Origin of the sequence: Sporosarcina sp. ANT_H38, assembly GCF_008369195.1 — a bacterium.
Lineage (GTDB): Bacteria > Bacillota > Bacilli > Bacillales_A > Planococcaceae > Sporosarcina.
Window position 1 is genome coordinate 1,524,606 of record NZ_VOBC01000001.1, and the last position, 21,839, is coordinate 1,546,444.

Sequence of the window (21,839 nt, forward strand, 5' to 3'; positions counted from 1 at the left end):
CATACCCAACTTCGAATCAGATCGTGCCATTTGTCGAGCGTAAATCCTGTTTTATATTGATGAGAACTACTTTACGATTACCGACTACTTCTTCAATATAGTCCGAATCCATCCTATTTTGAACGTATTCTTGTTGAAAAATAGCGCCTGAGTTATAGACGTTATTTCTTAAATGTCCATTCGTCATTCGCATATTTCTTACGTTCAATTTCAAAGACATATCGGAGCTGTTGATCTGTTAATTCCATTGGTTCCAGTTCTATATTGAGTGCTACTTCAAATCCTTTTGAAAACGCGTCTGCACATTCGCTAACCGTCACTGGACGGTTAACCAATCTATCAATAGCTACTGCTTTCTCAGGTAAGCTTGCACGCATTTGTTCACGCTGCACTTCCGATTTGAATGTAAAAAGGGAAACAAGCTTATCCACATCTAGACTTAAAAGTATCGCACCATGCTGTAAAATGACACCTTTCTGTCTTGTCTGTGCACTACCCGCAACTTTTTTTCCTTCGACTACAAGTTCGTACCAACTCGGGGTGTCAAAGCAGACTGCGCTTTTTGGTTTCTTTAAATCCCTATTTTCTTGTGCAGTTTGTGGTATTGAAAATGCTGCGTCGAGCCCTAGATTGCGGAATCCTTCAAGCAAACCGCCCGAAATAACACGATAAGCTTCTGTTACCGTTTCGGGCATATCCGGATAGCTTTCACTGACAATTACGCTATATGTAAGTTCATGTTCATGCAGGACACCCCTGCCTCCAGTCGGACGTCTAACGAAATCGAGTCCAAATCTTTTCACTTCATCCATATTTATTTCCTTTTCTACACTTTGAAAATAACCGATTGATAATGTCGCCGGCTCCCATTCATAAAATCGAAGTACTGGACCGATCTCCCCATTACTATGCCATTCAAGTAATGCTTCATCTAACGCCATATTGAATGAAGCGCGGCATTTCCCTGAATTGATGAAATGCCAAATCTTTTTCCCCATTTGAATTCCCCCTTCACAACGAATATCATTTTAGCATTCCAATTAACAATTAAGCTATCTATTATAATTATACTTATTCCTAATCTCATATCGAAAGACAGCATTGGACCCTTTTGTAAAGGTCCTTTTATACTAGATTAGGTCCTCCCGTGGAGATGACATTCCCTTGTTACTCCATACTTTGTATATTTATAATATCTGCTATCGGTATTTTTTCTGAACCGAACAGGCCGTCGAGCACAATGTATATCCCTTGTATATCAATGTCTTCAACTACCCCCTGATGTTGAATAATTCGTCCGTTAACCCATGTTTTAATAAGCGTTTCACCTACCCTTTTATATGCTGACTCTAACTCTTCTTGGATCAATTGCAAATCCCATTCGTTCAGTTCTGGCCTCGTAATGTAATTATCCCGATCCGTCCATTTTCGCAGCTCGACAACATGCTCTGACAACATCATCGCTGTCCATTTAATATTCCCACGGTCTCGAATCATAGTAACTCTCCTATCCCTTATGACCATCGACTAACTTAGAACGCTTAATAGTAGTTCCGACGTTCACACACTCAAAATCCACGTAGAGCCTTGCCGCTAAGAATAGTATCCATAGTTGAACTGATTCGAATATGTCATTTTTTAATCTCATCTATACAAACGATGTTTCGATTTGGAAATTTACCGTACTCCATCATATAACCAACCGTTCTCTTAATTGATGGGAACGAGTTCAAGGACGCTGTCGATTTGACTACATTAGGTCAAAAATGAGACCTCAACTTCCTGTAGCACCGTGATTCTTCAATTTCTTATTTCGCGTTCTTTTAACAAGTACATTATATCTATCACATAACTTCGTTCCTTCAACTTAATTAATTCGAAACGCACATACGTTCCGCTCTATTCATCCTAGTATAAGGAATGTACGTTCTTATTGCAATGATGAATAACTACTTACCAAAAATTATCAAAAGCCAAATTTTTGATAATAGTTCAAAGAAGGGCAGCTAGATGGCTTTACACCATTTATCTGCCCTTCCACTAATATATATATCTGATATCCTCTATTTTTTATTAAAACTGTCTTCCGCTGAACATGGCTTTTGTTAAGAGGTAGTATTCAAACTGAAATTCCTTTGTAGGATCGTGAATTTATTATTTTGTTAAAAAAATGCGCTACAAAGAGCAAATTAATTTATTTAACTATCACTTTTTTCTAAATAAAGCAGTCCATAATGCAGATATACCAAACGTTTTTTCGGTCTGATTCATATCTTTCATTCTACGTATTTCTAATTCTTCAAAGTCGGAAAAGATAGCTCTCAGCTTGTCTTCTGTAAATCCCAGTCCTCCATTAAGGCTTCGTAGCCTGTAGACTTCCCAATCCGATATATCGGATCCCCCTAACTCTCCTCCTTGTACAAAGCAAGTAATTGCATAGTAGCCGCCTGGTTTTAATGCCTTGTGTATTAAATCTATGTAATCCTTTCTTCTATGAGGAGCTATATGATGAAAACAACCGGAGTCATAGACAATATCATAAGTCCCTTCTTCTATTTGAACATCAAAAATATTATTATGAATAAAGTTTACGTTTACATCTCTTTCCTTTGCTCGTTCAGTTGCCCACCGAATAGATTGTTCTGATAAATCAATCGCATCAACTGTACAACCTTTTTCTGCACAGTAAATCGCATTCCTGCCCGGACCACATCCAAGTTCAAGCACTTTTCCGGAATTCACATCATTATTTTCAAAAAAACCTACTAGGTTCTCATCCGGTTTGTCTACGAAAAAGGGGATTTTTTTCTCTCGATTCGCATAAAATTCATTCCAAAAATCCGTTGGCTCACGCAATAATGAATCTAACATTTCCAATAAATCTTCATGGCTATTTATCGTTTCTTTCAAACTAACCCCTTCTTCCTAATTATAATGATAGCTTAATTGTACTATTAATTCACACTTATACAATAATTATTCCTCCAGGATCACAGTCATAGCTTATATAGCAAAAAAGCCGTTTTCCTCTTCAATCAGGAAAACGGCTCATTTTTACGAGTTATTTTTCACTTTTGCGAATGCTTCCAAAGCACGGTGCCTTGCAAGTGAATGATCAATGATGGGAAGCGGATAAGTTGTCCCAAGTTCGATGCCTGCTTCAAGTAATTTATCAGCGGGCGCTTTCCATGGCTCATGTAAATACTTAGATGACAGGCTTGCGAGTTCAGGAAGCCATTTCCGGATGTACTCTCCGTCAGCATCAAATTTCTTGCTTTGCAGGATCGGATTAAATATTCGGAAATAAGGTGCTGCATCGATACCTGTACCCGCCACCCATTGCCAGCCCATGGCATTGTTCGCGACATCATAATCGACAAGCGTTTCCTTAAACCAGGTAGATCCTTCTGTCCAAGAAATGAGCAAGTGTTTGACTAGAAATGAAGCGACTACCATGCGAACCCGGTTATGCATCGCACCCGTCTCCCATAATTCTCTCATCCCGGCATCGACAAGCGGATAGCCCGTCAAGCCTTTTTGCCACCTCGCAAACTCTTCATCTGATCCCAGCCATGGAAACCCTTTAAACTGTTCACGTAGAGGCGAATGCACCATTGTTGGGAAATGAATAAGTTGATGATACGCGAACTCGCGCCATATTAATTGCCTTAGAAAGGCCTCGACGGATGTATGCATATACTCTTCTGTTTCCTCATCAGTAAGTCTTTTAGCTGCGTGCCAAATTGACCTGACGCTGATATCTCCCCATGCTAAATGAGGCGACAGTAATGACACCGAATCTGCAGATGGGCTATCGCGACCTTCAACGTAGCGACTAAGCCCCTCTTCTGTAAACTGTTGCCATCTTGCAATAGCACCCTTTTCTCCTGGCTCCCAATATGCGTGGAACTTTTCATCCCAGCGAATTGCAGGTAATAAACCAAGCTCATCTATTTGTACAGATAGATGAGCTTGATCATACGCCGCAAACTCATCTGGAATAGGCAGTGGACGTTGGACAGTTTCCTTCATGGTTCTTTTCCAAAATGATGTAAAAACTTTATAAGGATCATTCTTTTGATTCAATAAATCACCCGGCGGAAACAGCAAATTTGACTGAAAAGAACGAACCTCTATCCCATTTTCAGTAAGACGTTTACAAATCGCCTGATCTCTTTTTAAAATTGATGGCTCATACCTTTCACCATAAAAAACTGCATCGGCATTTGTCTGTTCAATAATAGTAGTGAGTTCTTTTAAGCAATTGCCAAGTCTAATTACGAACAATAAGCCCTTCGATTCAAGTTTTTTCTTTAAGGAAAGCAATGAATGATGTAGCCACCAATGTGACGCTTCGCTCGTTGCGTATTCTCGCTCTTCCTCCTCAGACCAGATGAAAACCGGGATTACAATTCCTTGCTGAGCAGCTTCCCATAATGCGGGATTATCATGAATGCGAAGATCTTTCCTGAACCAAACAAGTATTTTCTTCATTGACTAACTGTACTTTTTTCATTTTGCAACGTCAGGACACCATCCGTCATTTTGTAAACTTTGTCGCAGTAATCGACTAGGCGGATATCATGCGTGACGATAATCGTTGTCGTATTTTTATTCTTTGTTTCATTTTTCAGCAGTTCCATTACTTCATAAGCCCGTTCTGAGTCGAGAGAAGCTGTCGGTTCATCGGCCAAAATAATCGATGGATTACTGTAAAGTGCCTTGGCAATTGCTACTCGTTGACGTTCACCGCCAGACAAATCTGAAGGATATTTAGTACGTAATTCACCAATACCCAAGTCGTCATACAGCTCTTCCAGTTGATTTTTGTTCATATTGCCCTTTTTCACTTGGTCCAATAGTTTCAACTGATTGGCGACCGTTAAGAACGGAACCAGATTCGATGCCTGTAAAATGAAACCAATTTCCTTCAGTCGGATTTTCGAGCGTTCCTTTTCATCTAACTTCCCTAAACTCTTATCATTGATGATGACATCGCCTGAAGTAGGCGAGAGAAGCCCACCCACAATCGTCAGAAATGTGCTTTTTCCAGAACCCGACGGACCGATGATCGCAATCAGTTCGCCCCTATCTGCAGTGAAGTCTGTTGCCTTCATAGCTTCTACTTGTTTATGGCCGCTGCCAAATGTTTTTTTCACTTGGTTTAATTGTAAAACTGCCATCCTTTACCCTCCTATCGCTTTCAATGGATCGATTCGTACAATTGTTAGAACTGAAAACACTGCACCCATGATCGCAACGACAATCAGAACCAACCCGTAAATGAGCATCGTAATAAGGTCGAATGCTACAGGTACCGCGCTCGGTAAAAATGCACCTGTGAGTAATGCCAATCCGAAACCAACAGCAACACCAATCGCCGCCAATAGGAATGTCTGTGCAATGACGGAACGGGATAAATAGCCGTTAGAGATACCTTGTGCTTTCATGACGCCAAACATACTTATTTTCTGGACTGTCAATACGTATAGGAAGATGGCTACGATGACCGCCGAAATCCCAAACAAGAAATAAATCATGAAGTTCAACGTCAAACTCTGTTCTGTGTATCCAGGTAAACTGCGGATGAATGTTTCAATTTCAATTGATTCCAGTGAATCATTTTGAGAGATAGCAGAAGTGTCATCAGTACGAACGACTACTCCATTTATACTTTCTTTGTTTGCCTCCGCCGCTTCACCGAATTTCACGCGTTGGAAAGTGGCAAGATCACCGTATAGAACTGGAGCTGCATTAAATCGTGCTTTGTCTGTGAAGCCTACAATGGTTAAGACTTCATCGGAAGAAGATAAACGCAGTTCATCGCCTATCTCAAATCCCTCTTCTTTTAATGCATCACTTGCAATGACTTCGTTATCATTTGAAAACACATCGCCTTCTGTGACTTTAGGCATTATGAATTCGTCTTTGTTTATCCCAAAAATAGAGACATTACTCTTCTGATCACCAGTACCTGCGACGGCATTAATTTGACCGATTACAGCCATTTCTTTTGCATCGATATCATTTACCTTGTCAAGCGTTATCGAGGATTGAGACATGCTCTTATCGGATTCTTCGGTTAAAACGATAGACGTAGCTTCCCACTTATCCACTGATTCTCGATTCATATTTTGCAAACCATTTGCAAGACCTGATAGGAAGAATACTAAATACGAGACCAACATTAGTACACCTATGATCAATGTGAAGCGCAACTTATTCTTCTTAATTTCATTCCAAGCTAAAAACATGTTTTCACATCCCTTTCATAATCATTTTACCTTATAATTGCAATGCCGTTTGATGAAGATTTTCTGCAGTCGTTGCTACTTTCTTCGTATCATTGCCGATTACTTTTATCACCTGTACTAATTCTGTTACATCTATTTCTACACGATTAATATGATGATCATTTTCTACAATAGAATGAAGGATTTTCTTAAACTTTTCCTGTGTTTGAATTGAGCCATCCAATCCGAGTGCCACACTCTCTTTGACTTCGGTAATCGTATTCACGGCCTGATTTGTCAATTCAGTGGATACTTTGACCAACCCCGTAATCTGCTCGACCGACCGTTTAGATTGTTCCGCCAACTTCCGCACTTCTTGGGCGACCACCGCAAACCCTTTTCCAGAATCCCCCGCACGTGCAGCCTCAATCGATGCATTTAGTGCCAACAAGTTGGTTTGTTCAGCAATACTTTTCACCATTTCAATAATGTTAGTAATTTGGATCGAGGATACCTTTAACTGATTAACGATTTCCGCCATATCTTCTGTACCTCCGGCAATAAACTTCATTTGAGATTCTAAATGAAGTACCATTGCATTCCCGGCTGACGCATCCGATTGAATTTGTCTAACACTCTGCACGTTGGAATGGATGCTCTCGCTAATTGCGCTTGCGTTTACATCCACTTGCCCAATGGAAGTACTCGTCTCTTCCGTTAACTCAGCAAGGTCTTCACTAATAGAATAGATTTGATTTTTCAAATCACTCTTGACAATCTCGTACTGGGCTTCCCTTAATCTCACATTTTCCTTCTCGTATTCCTCTAAAACAATCTGCATTTCAAAATTAATTAGTCTCGAAACGATTAACATTGCTTTTTCCCGTTGATCAGTTGCTTTTATACCTGTTGTTACCAATCGGATTATCACCTCTTGGATTTGCTGAAATGCACCCATATACCATTTTGGCGCTAATCCAATTTTAAAATGCATTTGCGCTATTTTCATTTTTTTCTGAATGGATTCTTCGTCCATTTTCCCATCGAACATTCCAATAATATAGGTACTTATCAATTGCTTCAAGCGGTCTACCTTCGTTCGCTCATCAATAATTAGTCGAAGTGAAGGGACGGCTAATACTTTTTCATAAAAGACGGATACAATCTCATCGATTCCTTCTTTTATAAAGGGCTGAAATGATTTTACAATGGCTAAGTCCTGCGTAGTAAATCCAATCAGTTTCATCTGTTTTTCTAACTCCGGATATGTATGCAAATCTATCTTTGGTATGTATTGAGATGCTTCAGCTTGCTCAGACTGAGTTGCTACTTCAACACTACGATTTCTCCATTTAAATAATTGATTCATAACTGATTCCCCCGTTCATATCTATTAAAACTTTATCTTGTCTTATCTCTATTATTAGCAGAATGATAATCGTTCGTCAAATGTTTGTATACACTTCAGCTAAAAAGATTATACAAATATGTATAATTGTAATATAGTAGATACCTACAGACGTAATTATCAGTAAATTAGGAGGAATTTCATGAATCAGTGCAAAGCCTGTATTCCCACCATATTGTTTTATAAAATCCTTATTTCCGGAGAAGAAAATTTGTCTCACCTACCTCAATTACAATCTTATCTCGAAAGTAACGGCTTATTGGTAAACTCTCGGGATAATATCATTGTCGTAAAAGAAGCTGCAGTTGCGGGGCTGTATGATTATTTTAGCGACATAATGGAAGTAGATAAAATTTCATTCAAAGTAGATGGTAGTGTTTGGAGACCCATTCACGAGGTCGTTGAAATGCTAGAATTCCAATGGATTGATAAGGTCATACTCGAAAAAAACATTACATTCCATATTCAACCAATCGTTACTGGGAATGAGCAGATCTTCGCCTACGAAATGCTGGCCCGATTTCAGGATGTTACAGGAAACTCTGTGGCTCCTTATCAGGTTTTTACGGCAGCAAAAAAAAGAAACAGAACCTATGCCCTGGACCGCGCTTGCCGTATGTCCGCAGTTAAAACCGCAGCAACTATTAACCAAAAAGTATTCATCAATTTCATCCCGACTTCAATCTACTCGCCTGAACATTGTTTAAGAACAACAGTTCAACTTGCAAATCAGTTAGGAATACCATTTTCTAGACTAGTATTTGAAGTAGTTGAGACAGAAACTGTTGCAGATATCGAGCACCTGAAAAAAATATTAACGTATTACAGGAAAAGAGGTTTACAATACGCTCTCGATGATGTGGGAGAGGGCTTTAGTACAATCGAAGTCTTGGAACAGTTAATGCCAAATTATATGAAGCTGGATATGAAGTTTGTACAAGGTGTATCTACAGACCTTATTAAACAGCAAGCTGCTAAGAAGTTCTTATTAGCAGCTTTACAAGTTGGTGCCATTCCCCTAGCTGAAGGAATAGAAGAAAGAGTTGATTTCGAGTGGCTAAAAGAAATTGGCTACGAGTTATTCCAAGGATATTTATTTGGAAAACCTGCCCCCATCCCTTCAGATCTAAATGCATTGTAGAATGAATTACCCGCGACTGTTGATTAGACATTTTCTTACATACAATACTTGTAAGAAAATCGGAAAAATTTTTCATAGCGATCGTAAGTGCCAAAAATAGAATTTCGTGCACACTTTCACGTTGTACAAAGCGTTCTTTACTTACTTTTAACAAATTCCATACTTGTCATCATGAGATACTTTATATAAAATGACACTTCAACGGGGATCCCCCACTATAACTAGTTACGACTTTGAATTTATTGTTTAAAATTTGCCCCGAAAGCTTTGGCACTTTGTGTACTCACGCCTTCGGAGAGCAAAGGATAAACAATCAGCTTACGATTATCAAAAAAATGTATAGGGATAATAGTTTAGGAATCGTTTAATCCAAAACGATCAAAAACACTAGGAGACAGAATGCCTAGTGTTTGATGGCAAGAATAAGTAGTTATTTACTGGTTGTTTTTGGCAAATGAACAGATGTGTACAATAATAGCTACAGGACATCGTTGTATAATGTTACACTTACAACATTGTACAACTCATGAAATATCCTTATACTTGCACAAGAGCTTACAATTTGTCGAAAGGATGAACTTCATGACTCTAACTGATATAAATGGCATGTATTATATTCAACAGGTCTCGGCTATGACCGGATTATCAAAACAAGTCATCCGCAAATGGGAAGAACGTTATGAACTTGTAAATCCTAAGCGATTAGAAAACGGCTATCGGATCTATAGTGAAAAGGATATTAACGCACTGCTCAGCGTTAAAATACTTTCTGAGCAAGGACAGGCTGTTAAACAGGCCGTTGATCTTGTGAAGGAAAGAAGTGCAGCGGGAATTGATACTCCTAAACCTGTCCAATCCATTCATCAACAGGAGGGTCTGCATGAGCATGTCTTTCAGCTTCTTGAAAAGGGATCTAATTGTGATGAATTAGAATTAAACCTTGTATTGCAACAGGCCTATCACTCTTTCGGATTAGCAGACTTTTTAACATCCGTCATCATTCCATTTTTAAATGAAGTCGGGAACAGATGGGAGAAAAAAGAATGGAGTGAATACCAAGAAGCCATCTCAAGTCTTGTCGTACGTGATTTTTTAGTGCAGCTTCGCCGAAATTATCAATGTCGTGAAGACGCACCTTTAGTCGTGGGCGCATGCCTGCCACATGAACGACATGAAATCCCTTTACACATACTCTTGCTACAATTCATGATGAGGGGTTGGAGAACACTATTGGTAGGTGCTTCCCCAGCCCCTGGATCCGTTGAATCATTGGTGAAGAAATTGAAACCATCTAAAGTTCTTCTCTCAGCAACAACGACTATACCTTTTGAAATGGATCCCGGTTTATTAATGAATCTAGATCAGTTTGCTGCCGAAAATGAGCATATCGATTTTTACCTTGGTGGCGCGGGCGGACTCGAGTATGCAATGAACAAAAAACTTCGAGCAATCCATGTAACCAATTCAATCGAAGCAACATTCACTGTTAATAAACGCCAAAAAGAAGGTACCAGCGTCTAACGCAGGTACCTTCTTTTCATAGTTCAATCAATTTTGGTTCTTCACCTTTTTTATTCATCAAACGGATTGTGACGGGTGAAACTTTCAATATGACAAGATTCGGATCTTCAGGACCACTGAACCATGGTTTCATATGCTCATTCCACATTTTCTCTTTTAAATTATCATCGTCTGAAACAGTTACAGTTCCTTCAATTTCAAGGAATTCGTCACCAAAACCTTCTCCTTCGTAGCCAATTAATATATGTGTATGCGGATTCGCTTCAAGTTCATCCACTTTCTGCGTTTGTTTTGATGTTGCTGAATAGAGTGTAAACTCATCACTAAAAAACGTCATGTAACGAGTGTGAGGCTTGTTATTTTGAATCGTCGCCATCGTACCTACATTGCTTTCTTTTAAAATTTTCAGCGCTGTCTTTTTTGTATTCATAAAGATCTACTCCCCTTTTTCAATGTTATCTTAGTTTACCTCTCTAAGTAGGAAGCTAAACATTGCTTTCCAGGAAGTCATTATATTGTTAGAAGGAGCTAAGGTATGATATCCACCATGCCTGTCGATAAAACATTTATTTGCATAAAATACTGGCGAGAAGGGCACAATAACCTCCAGTTTTACTGGACCATTTCCGGCTCGCTCTCGGTGAAATATTCATGACAGTTTTACAGATAGGTATGTGTCGCTGTCTATAGAGGTTGAATGAATGATTCCATTGAATACCGATTCGACACTTAGGGGATGCCATCTACATCACCATAGCTAATCCTCACTATTTTCATTCAATATCATACCGTAGCATTCGGTATCCTACGCGTATGTGAGTCTGGATATACTTCGGCTTCGCTGGGTTCTCTTCGATTTTCTTACGTAGCGTAGCCATAAATACACGCAAGCTTGGCACATCCGACAACAGGGCGCTATGCCACACTTCTTTCAACAGGAAATTATGCGTCAAGACTTTGCCAATATGCTTAGACAGAACGACCAATAACTTATACTCATTAGGTGTCAGATGTACTTCGTTACCACGCACAAACACCGTATTACCCAAGTAATCGATGCGCAAATCTCCGTTCACGAACATCGGGTCCTCCGAAGCTGACTGACGGTCGCTAAGAGTTCTCCTGAATACCACTCTAATACGGGCCAATAGCTCATCCACACTGAACGGCTTCGTCACATAATCATCTGCACCGGCATCGAGAGCGTTGATTTTATCACGCTCCTCTCCGCGAGCACTAACCACGATTATCGGAGTTTGCGACCAGCTTCGGACTTTACGGATAACATCGACGCCATCCATATCTGGTAGACCAAGATCAAGAATAATCAATTCAGGTTGCATTGACATCGCCTTTTGTAGTGCCATTTTACCGTCCAGCGCAATTTCATATTCATATTGCTTTGTATTTAAAGTCATTTTGATCAAGTTCCCGATAGCCACATCATCTTCCACTACTAGAATTCGGTTATTCATCTACAACGACAACTCCTTTTTCAAGCATAAAACTAAAAATCGCACCCGACGGTACATTATCTGACACTGTTAGCTCGCTTCCATGCACTTTTAAGATTGCTTGGCACAATGATAGCCCGAGTCCGAGCCCCCGACGATTATCGCAGTGATGAGTTTTATCAGTCGTAAACGGCTCAAACAGCCGAGTTTTCAACGTATCCTCAATGCCTGGACCGTTATCCATGATGCAGATACGCACAAAACTTCCCACCTCTTGAGTTGTTAGGATAATCTCGCTGCCCGCTGGTGTATATGTCAGTGCATTATCAATAAGATTAATCATCACTTGGATGATTAGTCTTGCATCCATCATCGCGAACAACAACTCCGACTCTACACGGCAATAAATACGATGCGTATTTTCATTATGCACCACGTGTAAAAGGGCTTCCTGCATAATTTCTTCAACAAGTTCCGGTTGCATCTCAATCGCAAGTTTCCCATCATCCAACCTAGAAACAGCAAGTAGATTCTCAACCATTTGCACTAGCCATTTCGAGTTGCTATGGATATCGCGATAAATCTGTATTTTCTGCGCCTCGTCAATTTGTTCTACGCTCGTCAATAAAATTTCTGCGTTGCCTGAAATACTTGTCAGCGGTGTCCTTAAATCATGTGAAATTGCGCGTAAAAAGTTTGCACGCATCTGCTCAAGCTCCGCCTCACGCATAACTTCCTCATTCGATTTTTGCAAATACCATTTATCTAGTGCAAACGAAAAATCATTCATGATAGCGTGCAGAATATCCCGTTCAAACGACGGCAGTGGGGATTCTTTCATCAGCGCAATACCAATTACACCTTTCACGTCCCCCCCCGACAAGAATGGTAAATAATACGCTTTCGCTTCCTGGAACGTATCTGTCGATACACCGGCCGCTTGCTTATTGTTTGCGACCCATTTCACTACTCCGCGCTCGTTCGCATTATCAAACAGGGCTTTCATCTCTATATTTTCCGCTTTGGTCAATACATCAGTCTTAAAAAATACCGTTTCCTCTATTAATTGATTAGTAATCATATAAAATATGGCTGGTTTTTCCACAAGTTTGACGATTTGTGACATGCCTTCAGTTATGATTTCCTCATGTGACTTCGCATATTGCAATTTACGGTTAGTTTCCAGAAGTACTTCCGTCCGGTACGACTTACGAACCGCTGCAATCGCCTGTTCCTTCACTTTCCGCGTTAAACTACTCGTGATGAATCCCGAAATAAACATAATCAAAAACGTCGTCGTGTAATCTTGGTGATACACATCAAAAGAAAACTGCGGATCGATGAATAAAAAGTTGAAAATGAGCACCGCAACCAACGAACTGATGATGCTCACTACCCAGCCAGTTGACCACATGGCAAGCAACAACACGCCTAGAATATAAATAGTAATAATATTCGCTTCACTCACGCCGATAGTTAAAAAAAACAGTCCGATTATCGATGCTAAGCCTAAAACGATCGACATTTTTAATAAGTCCATCCAGTCAAACTTTAGTTGTGTCTTCACTCCAGGAAAGTGCATCGATTTATTTTCTAGATCAGGCACTATATATAACGCCAAGTTCGGTACGTAGTCATTGAGACGATCGCCGATCTTGGAATTCGGCCGCCACCATTGCTTTTTCGTCGCGGTCCTCCCAATAACGAGCTTTGTCACATCACTTATCCGTGCATAATTGGCAAGCGCAACCGCCACATCATTTTCCTGTACAGTGACTACATGACCGCCGAGTTGTTCTGTCAGTTTGATGTGCTGCTGTAGCCGCTCGGAATCAGCAGCATTGTGAGTCATTTCTTCTTTTTGCACATAAAGCGCCGTAAACTTGCCATGCAGCGCCTGCGCAAGTCGTGCTGCCGTACGGATAATCTTTGCGTTCGTAGGCGAACTACTGATGCCCACCAACACATGATCCTCTACCATTGCACTGTGAGTCAGTAATTCGGTGTCGAGTGTCTGCTGATGATAAATCGTATCCGCCGTGCGACGCAGGGCGATTTCACGGAGAGCCACCAGATTCGATCTCTTAAAAAAATGCTCCATCGCTTTTTCAACCTGAGCCGAACCGTAAATTTTCCCTTCTTTTAACCGCTGGATCAAATCATCCGGCTCAATATCAACAAGCTTGATTTGCGCCGCATTATCAATCAGATAATCTGGAATATGCTCGCGTACTTTCACACCGGTAATTTCCTCCACCAAATCATGGAGACTTTCAATATGCTGGATGTTGACGGTCGTGTAAACATGGATACCTTTCGCAAGTAATTCCTCAACATCACCAAACCTCTTTAGATGGCGCATTGTTGGAACATTCGTATGCGCCAGTTCATCAATAAGTACAATCTCAGGCTTCCGTTCAAGCACTGCATCGATATCAAACTCTTCAAATATCTTCCCTTTATACTCAATCTTGTTAGTCGATATAATTTCAAGTCCTTTAAGTAAAACGGTTGTTTCGGGTCGGGCATGTGGTTCAACATAGCCGACGACCACATCCAAACCAAGCTTTTCTGCTTGGTGGGCAGCGTCTAGCATAGCGTACGTTTTGCCTACCCCCGCGGCATACCCAAGAAATATTTTTAGTCTACCCGCGCCCGCTCCTTTTTCCTGCTGTTTAATCTTTGCTAGAATCGCTTCTGGACTGGGACGTAAGTCTTCCATCAAGAGTCACCTCAATTTTATTATAACCTCAATTTCCATTAAGACAGCATTAAGATTTCCATCTTAATGCTGTCTTAATGGAAATCACCTTTCTCTAACACTACGTTAATATAAATTTCATTATGATTGAATCATCCCATAAACAGAAAGGGTGATGCAGATGATGGACGTATATATGATTGGCATCCTGATCATAAGTTTCGCAAGTCTTTATGGATTGACGGTCTGGTGTTACAGGCTAGTAAATAACTAAGGAGGAATAATTATGTGGTTAATAATGGGCACCACCATTGTTTTGTTGTTTGGTTATTTAGGTCACGCATTACTTTATCCAGAAAACTATTAATACGCCTTTAGGAGGTAACTGATATGTGGCAAATCGCCTTGGTACTAGCAATTTCTCTACCGCTTGTCATTGCAACAGGCCATTATTTGTATCACGTGACGATGCAGCAAAAGACCTGGCTTGACCCTGTGATGAACCGTGTCGATAACGTAATCTACAAATTTGTAGGCATCAAGCAGGTCGATATGACAGGTAAACAATATGTATTGGCGCTGATTCTTTCAAATGCCCTTATGATATTCATCGGCTACTTCATATTGCGGCTTCAGTCAGTGCTGTTTTTGAACCCGAATGGCATCGGTAATATGGAAGCGTCGCTGTCATTCAATACGATTATTTCTTTTATGACGAATACAAATCTACAGCACTACAGCGGCGAATCAGCGATGAGCCATTTAGGTCAAATGGTTGTCATCACATTCATGATGTTCACGTCGGCAGCGACCGGCTATGCGGCATGTATGGCATTCTGCCGTCGCTTAGTCGCTAAAACAGATACACTCGGCAATTTCTTTGTGGACTTTATACGCGTGACAACACGTGTACTAATTCCAATTTCCTTTGTCGTGGCATTAATTTTAGTATCCCAAGGTTCGCCTCAAACTTTCAACGCAAACGAAACTGTACAAACAATCGAAGGAAAAATACAGGATATCGCACTTGGACCAATCGCGTCGCTTGAATCCATTAAACACATCGGTACGAATGGGGGCGGTTACAACGGGGCCAATTCTACAACGCCATTTGAAAACCCAACGATCATTTCAAACACCATAGAAATAATCTCTATGATGCTATTGCCTGGTGCTTGTGTTGTGGCATTCAGCTTAATGGTCGCAAACCGCCGTAAGAAAACCATATTCAGCAAACAGGGATTGGTCATTTTTGCTGCTATGGGCATCCTGTTCCTCATTGGCCTTGGCATTTGTTATGGAGCTGAGCGTGCGGGCAACCCAATTATCGAAGAGATGGGCATTACACAGAATCTCGGTAGTATGGAAGGGAAGGAAATGCGCTTTGGCGTCGCCCAATCAGCTTTATTCTCTGTCGTGACAACAGCCTTTACGACCGGTTCGGTCAATAATATGCATGATACCTTAACACCTCTTGGCGGCATGGTAACGATGTTTAACATGATGCTAAATGTCGTATTCGGCGGTAAGGGTGTCGGTTTGATGAACATGATGATGTATGTCATGCTGACGATTTTCATTGCTTGTTTAATGATCGGCCGTACCCCACAGTTTTTAGGTAAAAAAATTCAAGAAAAAGAAATGAAATTAATTGCGCTTTGTATTTTAATCCACCCTGCGATCATTCTGGTATTCACAGCTATTGCAGTTACGACCACAGCTGGAATCGCGGGTGCCTCAAATCCAGGCGCACATGGATTTTCTCAGATTCTTTATGAGTATGCCTCTTCATCAGCGAACAACGGCTCCGGTTTTGAAGGTTTATCCGATAACTCGACATTTTGGAACGTTACGACGGGTCTCGCAATGTTCTTTGGTCGCTATTTAACGATTATCATTCAATTTGCCATTGCATCACTGCTTGCCAATAAATTATGGCACAGCGAATCGGTTGGTACGTTGAAAACAGACAACGCGATGTTTACATTTTTACTTGTCGCAATTGTACTGTTGATAGGCGCATTGACATTCTTACCCGCGTTAGCGCTCGGTCCGATAACAGAACACTTACAAATACGTTCTTAGCGAGGAGATACTACAATGCGAACGACATCAAAAAAGAGCTTTATAACTGGTGATATTATAAAGAGTTCTATTTTAGGATCTTTTAAAAAGTTAAACCCGGTATACATGGTTAAAAACCCAGTAATGTTCGTAGTTGAAATCGGTTTTATATTCGTACTTTTGTTAACCCTTTTCCCTAACATGGGAGACAATGGTAGCAATGTTACTTTGCGCCTCTATAATGCGATTGTCGCTTCGATTTTACTCATCACAATCCTATTCGCAAACTTCGCAGAATCCATTGCGGAAGGTCGAGGCAAAGCTCAGGTGCAAACACTTAAACAAACAAAAACGTTTACACAGGCACGTGTACTACTTACCAATGGCAAAGAGATCATGAAAGAGGCAAATGAGCTAAAAAAAGGTGATGTTGTCTTAGTAAAAGCGGGAGAAGTTATCCCAAATGATGGCGAAGTGATTGAAGGGATCGCAACCGTCGACGAATCGGCAATCACAGGTGAATCAGCCCCCGTTGTGAAAGAACGCAGCGGTGATTTCACATCCGTCACAGGCGGTACCACCGTGACGAGTGACTGGCTAAAAATCGAAATCACTTCACTGCCAGGCGAATCTTTCTTAGACAAAATGATTGCGCTTATTGAAGGTGCGAGTCGTAAAAAAACACCAAATGAAATTGCGTTGAACACCTTATTAGTCAGTTTGACAATTATCTTTCTACTGGTTGTCGTCACACTTTACCCAATGGCCGCCTACCTTAATGTGCATATTCCGCTAGCGACATTAATTGCGCTGACTGTCTGTTTAATCCCAACAACAATCGGTGGGCTATTATCAGCAATCGGGATTGCCGGGATGGACCGTGTGACACAGTTCAATGTAATCGCCATGTCAGGAAAAGCTGTCGAAGCATGTGGTGATGTCGATACATTGATTTTGGATAAGACAGGTACAATCACTTATGGAAATCGTCTAGCATCCGAATTTTCTCCAGTGCAAGGCGTTAATATGAAAGAACTGATACGCGCGGCATGGTTAAGTTCATTAAATGATGACACACCCGAAGGTAAATCGATTCTAGCACTTGCCTGCAACTTAGACGTCGATGGTACAGATGAAAGAATGATTTACGAGACGGGCTACCCTATTTCATTTACAGCACAAACACGTATGAGTGGACTTGATATGCAAGACGGCACAAAAATTCGTAAAGGTGCTTCAGATTCAATGAAAAAAATGAGCATCGCTGCCGGCCATATCATACCAAAAGACTTGGAGGGATTGGTGCATCGAGTATCATCACTAGGCGGCACACCCTTAGTAGTAACGAAAAACGATAAAATCCTTGGCGTTATTTATCTGAAGGACGTCGTGAAATCCGGTTTAAAAGAGCGTTTCGAAAAACTCCGTGCCATGGGCATTAAAACAATCATGTGTACAGGAGACAACCCGCTGACAGCCGCCACGATTGCAAAAGAAGCTGGCGTTGACGGTTTTATCGCTGAAAGTACGCCCGAAGATAAAATCAATGTGATAAAAAAAGAACAGGCGCAAGGGAAAATCGTAGCGATGACTGGTGACGGTACAAATGACGCACCCGCATTGGCACAGGCAGACGTAGGGCTAGCGATGAACTCTGGAACAAATGCGGCGAAAGAAGCGGCGAATATGGTCGACCTGGACTCGAATCCGACCAAAATTATCGAAGTAGTTGAAATCGGGAAACAATTACTGATGACACGTGGAGCTTTAACGACATTCAGTATCGCGAACGACGTGGCCAAATACTTCGCAATCATTCCAGCGATGTTAATGGTAGGAATTCCAGAAATGAGTGCACTAAATATCATGCAATTGAACTCATCGACAAGCGCTATCCTCTCGGCATTGCTTTTTAACGCGATCATCATTCCATTGTTGATCCCAATTGCAATGAAAGGTGTTAAATACAAACCGATGAGCGCTTCAAGACTACTAAACAGAAACTTGCTGATTTACGGACTTGGTGGCATTATCGCCCCCTTTATCGGTATTAAATTAATCGATTTAATTATTGGGCCTGTTTTAGTCATGATGGGCCTATAGGAGGAAACGTAGCATGAAAGTATTTTTTGAGTACTCTAAACAAGCACTGCTAATCACTTTCTCTATGCTCATATTATGCGGTTTGATTTACCCATTCGCGGTAACAGGGGTGGCGCAAGTGTTATTCAAACACCAGGCAAACGGCAGTTTAATTGATTTGGATGGCGAAATTATCGGCTCTGAAAAGGTAGGGCAGGCGTTCACTGCACCCGAGTATTTCTCTGGCCGTGTATCCTCGATAAATTACAACGTCTATACTAAGGAAGATACCGTTCCGGATGCTAATGGTGAAACAAATTACGGAGGCGTGAGTTCCGGTACATTCAACTACGCACCGTCCAACCCTGAACTGGAAAAGCGAATTGAAACAGATATAGAGAAATTTTTAGTTTTGAATCCAGATGTACAACGCGAACAAATTCCGGCTGACTTGATGACCGCCTCCGGATCTGGTCTTGATCCACACATCAGCGTGGATGCCGCACTCATTCAAATAAACCGTGTGGCCAAAGAAAGTGGCCTATCCGTGAATGAAGTAAAAGCGATTGTCAATACCAATAGTGAAAGCCGCGTATTCGGTGTGCTCGGAGAAAACATAGTCAACGTCTTAGGCACTAACTTAGACATATACAAAAAAATGAATGAGAAATAATTTCAGAAATATAAATTTCGTAAAATCCATCCTTGTACTGCAAGGGCACTGTAAAAGTGGATTTCTCCAAAAGCTTTTCGAATCTTAAAACACCAAGGGGCTTTTCCCTTGGCGTTTTTGTCTTGCACTAAGCATTGTATCGTCGTTCATCGCTCAATCAATTGGAAGTGCAAAGTCCTTGCCCTCTTAGGCTCCAGGTCAAATCCTTAAACGTTAATTCAGTAAAGAAACGATGTTATAACTTTTTTCTAAATGATGAACACCATTTATCATAATTAAATTTCTCCTCGTAGAATCTGTGAGCATCTGTTCTTTGGATTCCCGATTCTAAAGCGACATACTCTGCCCCATTATCCTTTGACCATTTATGAATGTAAGTTAAAAGTCTTTCACCATACCCAAGAGAACGGTGTGAAGCATCTGTTACCAAATCATATATAAAAACATGACGTTTATTATAAAAATTCACCCTCAGGCTTAATCCTGCTACAGCTACAATCGTATTTTCGGAAAAAAATGCAAAAAGACGATATCCGTCGATTTTCATCTCACTAAGCAAATCAAGGTATGTCTCTTCCACCAAATCTAAACGAAGCTGTTTCATAATTAGAAAGGCTTCTTTCCACTGTACTGTGGTCGTTAACTCTAAAATCTTCTCTGTTGAAATACTCACCATAAATCCCCCTATTTCCAGTGATTCAAGTCTAACTTCTTCACTACAGTATTCTAGTTTTATTCTTCCCCTGTTAGTTGAAGAAGGAAAAAGTATTACAATTCCAGTGCTTAGAACTTGTTTCTTTCTTACCTTTCCAACCCGTTTTTTGTAGTTCATTAGCTAGCAGCATATTAAAAAAATCCATGTCCAACCAATACCACTGTTTCAAATTCTCGAGCATATTCAACTAACAACTCGGCTGCCTTTTCAGCCCTATATTTCGCGCTACTCAAAGACTCGCACCCTCTTGAATAACCACTAAACCATAAGCATCTTAAAATCACAGCCCAAATATTCGGATTTAATTTTAATCCCCATAATTTTGTTAAGGGAGTAGGCAAGTCTGTTTCACGAAACAAGGGAAGTGAAATGGCTTTTAAGTTGGGATTTAACAAATTTGCCGACTCGATAGACCTTTGTAAATCACTCGTAATAACAATATTAGCAGTCGCTATTATTTTAAGCGTTACTGTTGGATAAGAATTTTCTTCAAAAACACCATTATAATCATATCTATCAACCCAAATTTTAAACTCCTGAAGACTTATTCGACTATTATCGATCCAACTGGATTTACCATGTCTTATTAAAGATATTTCCATAGCTCTCTCCCGTGTTATAGTATGAAATAATTTCTCCAAATTGAGTATGGAAAGTCCTTCTTGCACTTCGCCCGTTTATTTAACAAATAGAACTACTTTATAAGTCCATTCTAAATTAAACCAATTTATTGTCAATTCATCCTTAACTCAAACGTCATGATTACTAGTAAACCTCCCATGTGTTATCTGTTCTTACTGTTTCATCATTTTTGAAGCTCGGATTTTGAATTTCATTTGTGAAACTTAGCGAATGAGTCGATTTGTATAATTTCTGCGTCCTTTGAGGGAATTATGCCATAAATGCAAAGGAGAAACTGCTTAGAGCGAGGCATTCCCGATGCTCCGAAGAGGGATGGAGTGGAATCATTTAATCTATATACCAAGTTCGTCGATTGGACTTTTAGCATTTTGGGTGTGAATCACTAGATCACATAAGAAAAATGCTACCACGAAGGATGCTACCAATAAGTTCTTGATTTAAAAGCATTTGCGGAATCCTTTATTTAAGCTTCTCCATTGAACATGTGCCGCTCAATCTTTATAATGAAAAGGTAGAGAGAAAGGGGAAAGTTGTTTTGAATTATTATTTTTTAGGAGCCGTCGCTCTCATCGTAATCCTTTATTTCGTTGTGACGATGCTACGTTTGCGGAAAGCTGTTACAACCTTGACGCAGGAGCAATTTATCGAAGGCTATCGGAAAGCACAGCTAATCGATGTACGTGAGGCAAAAGATTTTGATGCCGGCCATATTTTAGGAGCGCGTAATATCCCTTATTCTCAGTTCCGTCAGCGGTATAAAGAGATCCGTTCGGACAAGCCCGTTTATTTGTATGATCAAAACGGTGGAAAAAGTGCACGTGGAGCATTATTCTTAAAGAAAAAAGACTATCAGCAACTGTTTCACCTGCAAGGCGGTTTCCGTCAATGGACAGGTAAAGTAAAAAGTAAATAAAATGTGAAGTTCCTCCATTCCGGAGGAACTTTTTTCTATAAAAACTATATATTCCTGAGTTGAAATAACAATATCCGCATTAATAAGTAACGTTTTGAATACGGAGAACAAATTAGATTTAAAAAGGAGAAGCCCAAGCAGCTTCTCCTTTTGTATTTCAATTAATTTTTTTATCACGCAACATGTTCACTTCCTCTCTATCCACCATATATTTTTACTATGGCTAAGAATATCAATGCAAAGATTGGAAAGATAATCAATAATTTGATAGTTGCTGCTTAGTTTTCAGTCA

At 40.3% G+C, this 21,839-nt stretch carries 21 protein-coding genes; 8 read left to right on the forward strand and 13 right to left on the reverse strand.

Annotated features, from left to right (window positions below; all coding sequences use genetic code 11):
• Positions 1–16: 16 nt before the first annotated feature.
• The 7 genes from FQ087_RS22390 to FQ087_RS07235 form a co-directional block, all read right to left on the reverse strand.
• Positions 17–187 (reverse strand): hypothetical protein, encoded by a 171-nt coding sequence (locus tag FQ087_RS22390; RefSeq protein WP_188006664.1) that lies wholly within the window; start codon positions 185–187, stop codon positions 17–19.
• Positions 162–998 carry a lipoate--protein ligase family protein gene (locus FQ087_RS07210; protein ID WP_149579804.1) on the reverse strand — a complete coding sequence of 279 codons (837 nt, stop codon included), beginning with the start codon at positions 996–998 and terminating at the stop codon, positions 162–164. The genes FQ087_RS22390 and FQ087_RS07210 overlap by 26 nt, the downstream gene beginning before the upstream one ends.
• A 169-nt stretch (positions 999–1,167) precedes the next feature.
• Complete coding sequence (locus tag FQ087_RS07215) at positions 1,168–1,497, reverse strand: YolD-like family protein (protein ID WP_188006665.1); 330 nt, start codon at positions 1,495–1,497, stop codon at positions 1,168–1,170.
• Positions 1,498–2,205: 708 nt separating this feature from the next.
• Complete coding sequence (locus tag FQ087_RS07220) at positions 2,206–2,910, reverse strand: class I SAM-dependent methyltransferase (RefSeq protein ID WP_149579806.1); 705 nt, start codon at positions 2,908–2,910, stop codon at positions 2,206–2,208.
• A 144-nt stretch (positions 2,911–3,054) separates the two neighbouring features.
• On the reverse strand, positions 3,055–4,494 hold the full coding sequence (locus FQ087_RS07225) for a cryptochrome/photolyase family protein (protein ID WP_149579807.1): 1,440 nt from the start codon (positions 4,492–4,494) through the stop codon (positions 3,055–3,057).
• Positions 4,491–5,183: an ABC transporter ATP-binding protein gene (locus FQ087_RS07230; protein WP_149579808.1), complete on the reverse strand. Its 693-nt coding sequence runs from the start codon at positions 5,181–5,183 to the stop codon at positions 4,491–4,493. The genes FQ087_RS07225 and FQ087_RS07230 overlap by 4 nt, the downstream gene beginning before the upstream one ends.
• Positions 5,184–5,186: 3 nt before the next feature.
• Complete coding sequence (locus FQ087_RS07235; protein ID WP_483315851.1) at positions 5,187–6,218, reverse strand: ABC transporter permease; 1,032 nt, start codon at positions 6,216–6,218, stop codon at positions 5,187–5,189.
• Here FQ087_RS07235 and FQ087_RS23415 point away from each other — a divergent pair.
• Positions 6,199–6,291, forward strand: a complete 93-nt coding sequence (locus FQ087_RS23415) for a hypothetical protein (protein WP_411197862.1) — start codon at positions 6,199–6,201, stop codon at positions 6,289–6,291. The genes FQ087_RS07235 and FQ087_RS23415 overlap by 20 nt on opposite strands.
• Here the strand turns inward: FQ087_RS23415 and FQ087_RS23245 are convergent.
• Positions 6,286–7,602, reverse strand: a complete 1,317-nt coding sequence (locus tag FQ087_RS23245; protein ID WP_149579810.1) for a globin-coupled sensor protein — start codon at positions 7,600–7,602, stop codon at positions 6,286–6,288. The two genes, FQ087_RS23415 and FQ087_RS23245, sit on opposite strands and share 6 nt — an antisense overlap.
• Positions 7,603–7,783: 181 nt before the next feature.
• On the opposite strand from FQ087_RS23245, the gene FQ087_RS07245 reads away from it, so the two are divergent.
• Complete coding sequence (locus FQ087_RS07245) at positions 7,784–8,782, forward strand: EAL domain-containing protein (RefSeq protein WP_149579811.1); 999 nt, start codon at positions 7,784–7,786, stop codon at positions 8,780–8,782.
• Positions 8,783–9,364: 582 nt separating this feature from the next.
• Positions 9,365–10,303 carry a MerR family transcriptional regulator gene (locus FQ087_RS07250; protein ID WP_255452171.1) on the forward strand — a complete coding sequence of 313 codons (939 nt, stop codon included), beginning with the start codon at positions 9,365–9,367 and terminating at the stop codon, positions 10,301–10,303.
• Positions 10,304–10,319: 16 nt separating this feature from the next.
• Here FQ087_RS07250 and FQ087_RS07255 read toward each other — a convergent pair whose 3' ends face one another.
• The 3 genes from FQ087_RS07255 to FQ087_RS07265 all read right to left on the reverse strand — a co-directional run bounded on the left by FQ087_RS07255 (position 10,320) and on the right by FQ087_RS07265 (position 14,479).
• The gene (locus tag FQ087_RS07255) at positions 10,320–10,733 is read right to left on the reverse strand and encodes a pyridoxamine 5'-phosphate oxidase family protein (RefSeq protein ID WP_149579812.1); all 414 of its coding nucleotides are present in this window, start codon (positions 10,731–10,733) and stop codon (positions 10,320–10,322) included.
• Positions 10,734–11,076: 343 nt separating this feature from the next.
• Positions 11,077–11,778 (reverse strand): response regulator, encoded by a 702-nt coding sequence (locus tag FQ087_RS07260; protein ID WP_149579813.1) that lies wholly within the window; start codon positions 11,776–11,778, stop codon positions 11,077–11,079.
• Entirely contained in the window at positions 11,771–14,479 is a 2,709-nt protein-coding gene (locus FQ087_RS07265; RefSeq protein ID WP_149579814.1) for a sensor histidine kinase, read from the reverse strand. The genes FQ087_RS07260 and FQ087_RS07265 overlap by 8 nt, the downstream gene beginning before the upstream one ends.
• 277 nt (positions 14,480–14,756) lie before the next feature.
• Here FQ087_RS07265 and FQ087_RS23330 point away from each other — a divergent pair, with 277 nt between their 5' ends.
• From FQ087_RS23330 to kdpC, 4 genes are read left to right on the forward strand one after another with little or no spacing between them, the layout of a single operon-like run.
• Entirely contained in the window at positions 14,757–14,825 is a 69-nt protein-coding gene (locus FQ087_RS23330) for a potassium-transporting ATPase subunit F (RefSeq protein ID WP_370456068.1), read from the forward strand.
• 23 nt (positions 14,826–14,848) lie between these two features.
• On the forward strand, positions 14,849–16,543 hold the full coding sequence (kdpA, locus tag FQ087_RS07275; RefSeq protein WP_149579815.1) for a potassium-transporting ATPase subunit KdpA: 1,695 nt from the start codon (positions 14,849–14,851) through the stop codon (positions 16,541–16,543).
• A 15-nt stretch (positions 16,544–16,558) separates the two neighbouring features.
• Complete coding sequence (gene kdpB, locus FQ087_RS07280) at positions 16,559–18,625, forward strand: potassium-transporting ATPase subunit KdpB (RefSeq protein WP_149579816.1); 2,067 nt, start codon at positions 16,559–16,561, stop codon at positions 18,623–18,625.
• Positions 18,626–18,638: 13 nt separating this feature from the next.
• On the forward strand, positions 18,639–19,277 hold the full coding sequence (gene kdpC / locus FQ087_RS07285) for a potassium-transporting ATPase subunit KdpC (RefSeq protein ID WP_149579817.1): 639 nt from the start codon (positions 18,639–18,641) through the stop codon (positions 19,275–19,277).
• Between the two features lie 235 nt (positions 19,278–19,512).
• On the opposite strand, the gene FQ087_RS07290 is transcribed toward kdpC, so the two are convergent.
• Together FQ087_RS07290 and FQ087_RS07295 are read right to left on the reverse strand one after the other, a co-directional pair.
• Positions 19,513–19,950, reverse strand: a complete 438-nt coding sequence (locus FQ087_RS07290; RefSeq protein WP_255452172.1) for a GNAT family N-acetyltransferase — start codon at positions 19,948–19,950, stop codon at positions 19,513–19,515.
• A gap of 173 nt (positions 19,951–20,123) precedes the next feature.
• Positions 20,124–20,594 (reverse strand): histidine phosphatase family protein, encoded by a 471-nt coding sequence (locus FQ087_RS07295; protein WP_255452173.1) that lies wholly within the window; start codon positions 20,592–20,594, stop codon positions 20,124–20,126.
• A 635-nt stretch (positions 20,595–21,229) separates the two neighbouring features.
• Here FQ087_RS07295 and FQ087_RS07300 point away from each other — a divergent pair.
• Positions 21,230–21,547: a rhodanese-like domain-containing protein gene (locus FQ087_RS07300; protein ID WP_149580794.1), complete on the forward strand. Its 318-nt coding sequence runs from the start codon at positions 21,230–21,232 to the stop codon at positions 21,545–21,547.
• Positions 21,548–21,839: the final 292 nt, after the last annotated feature.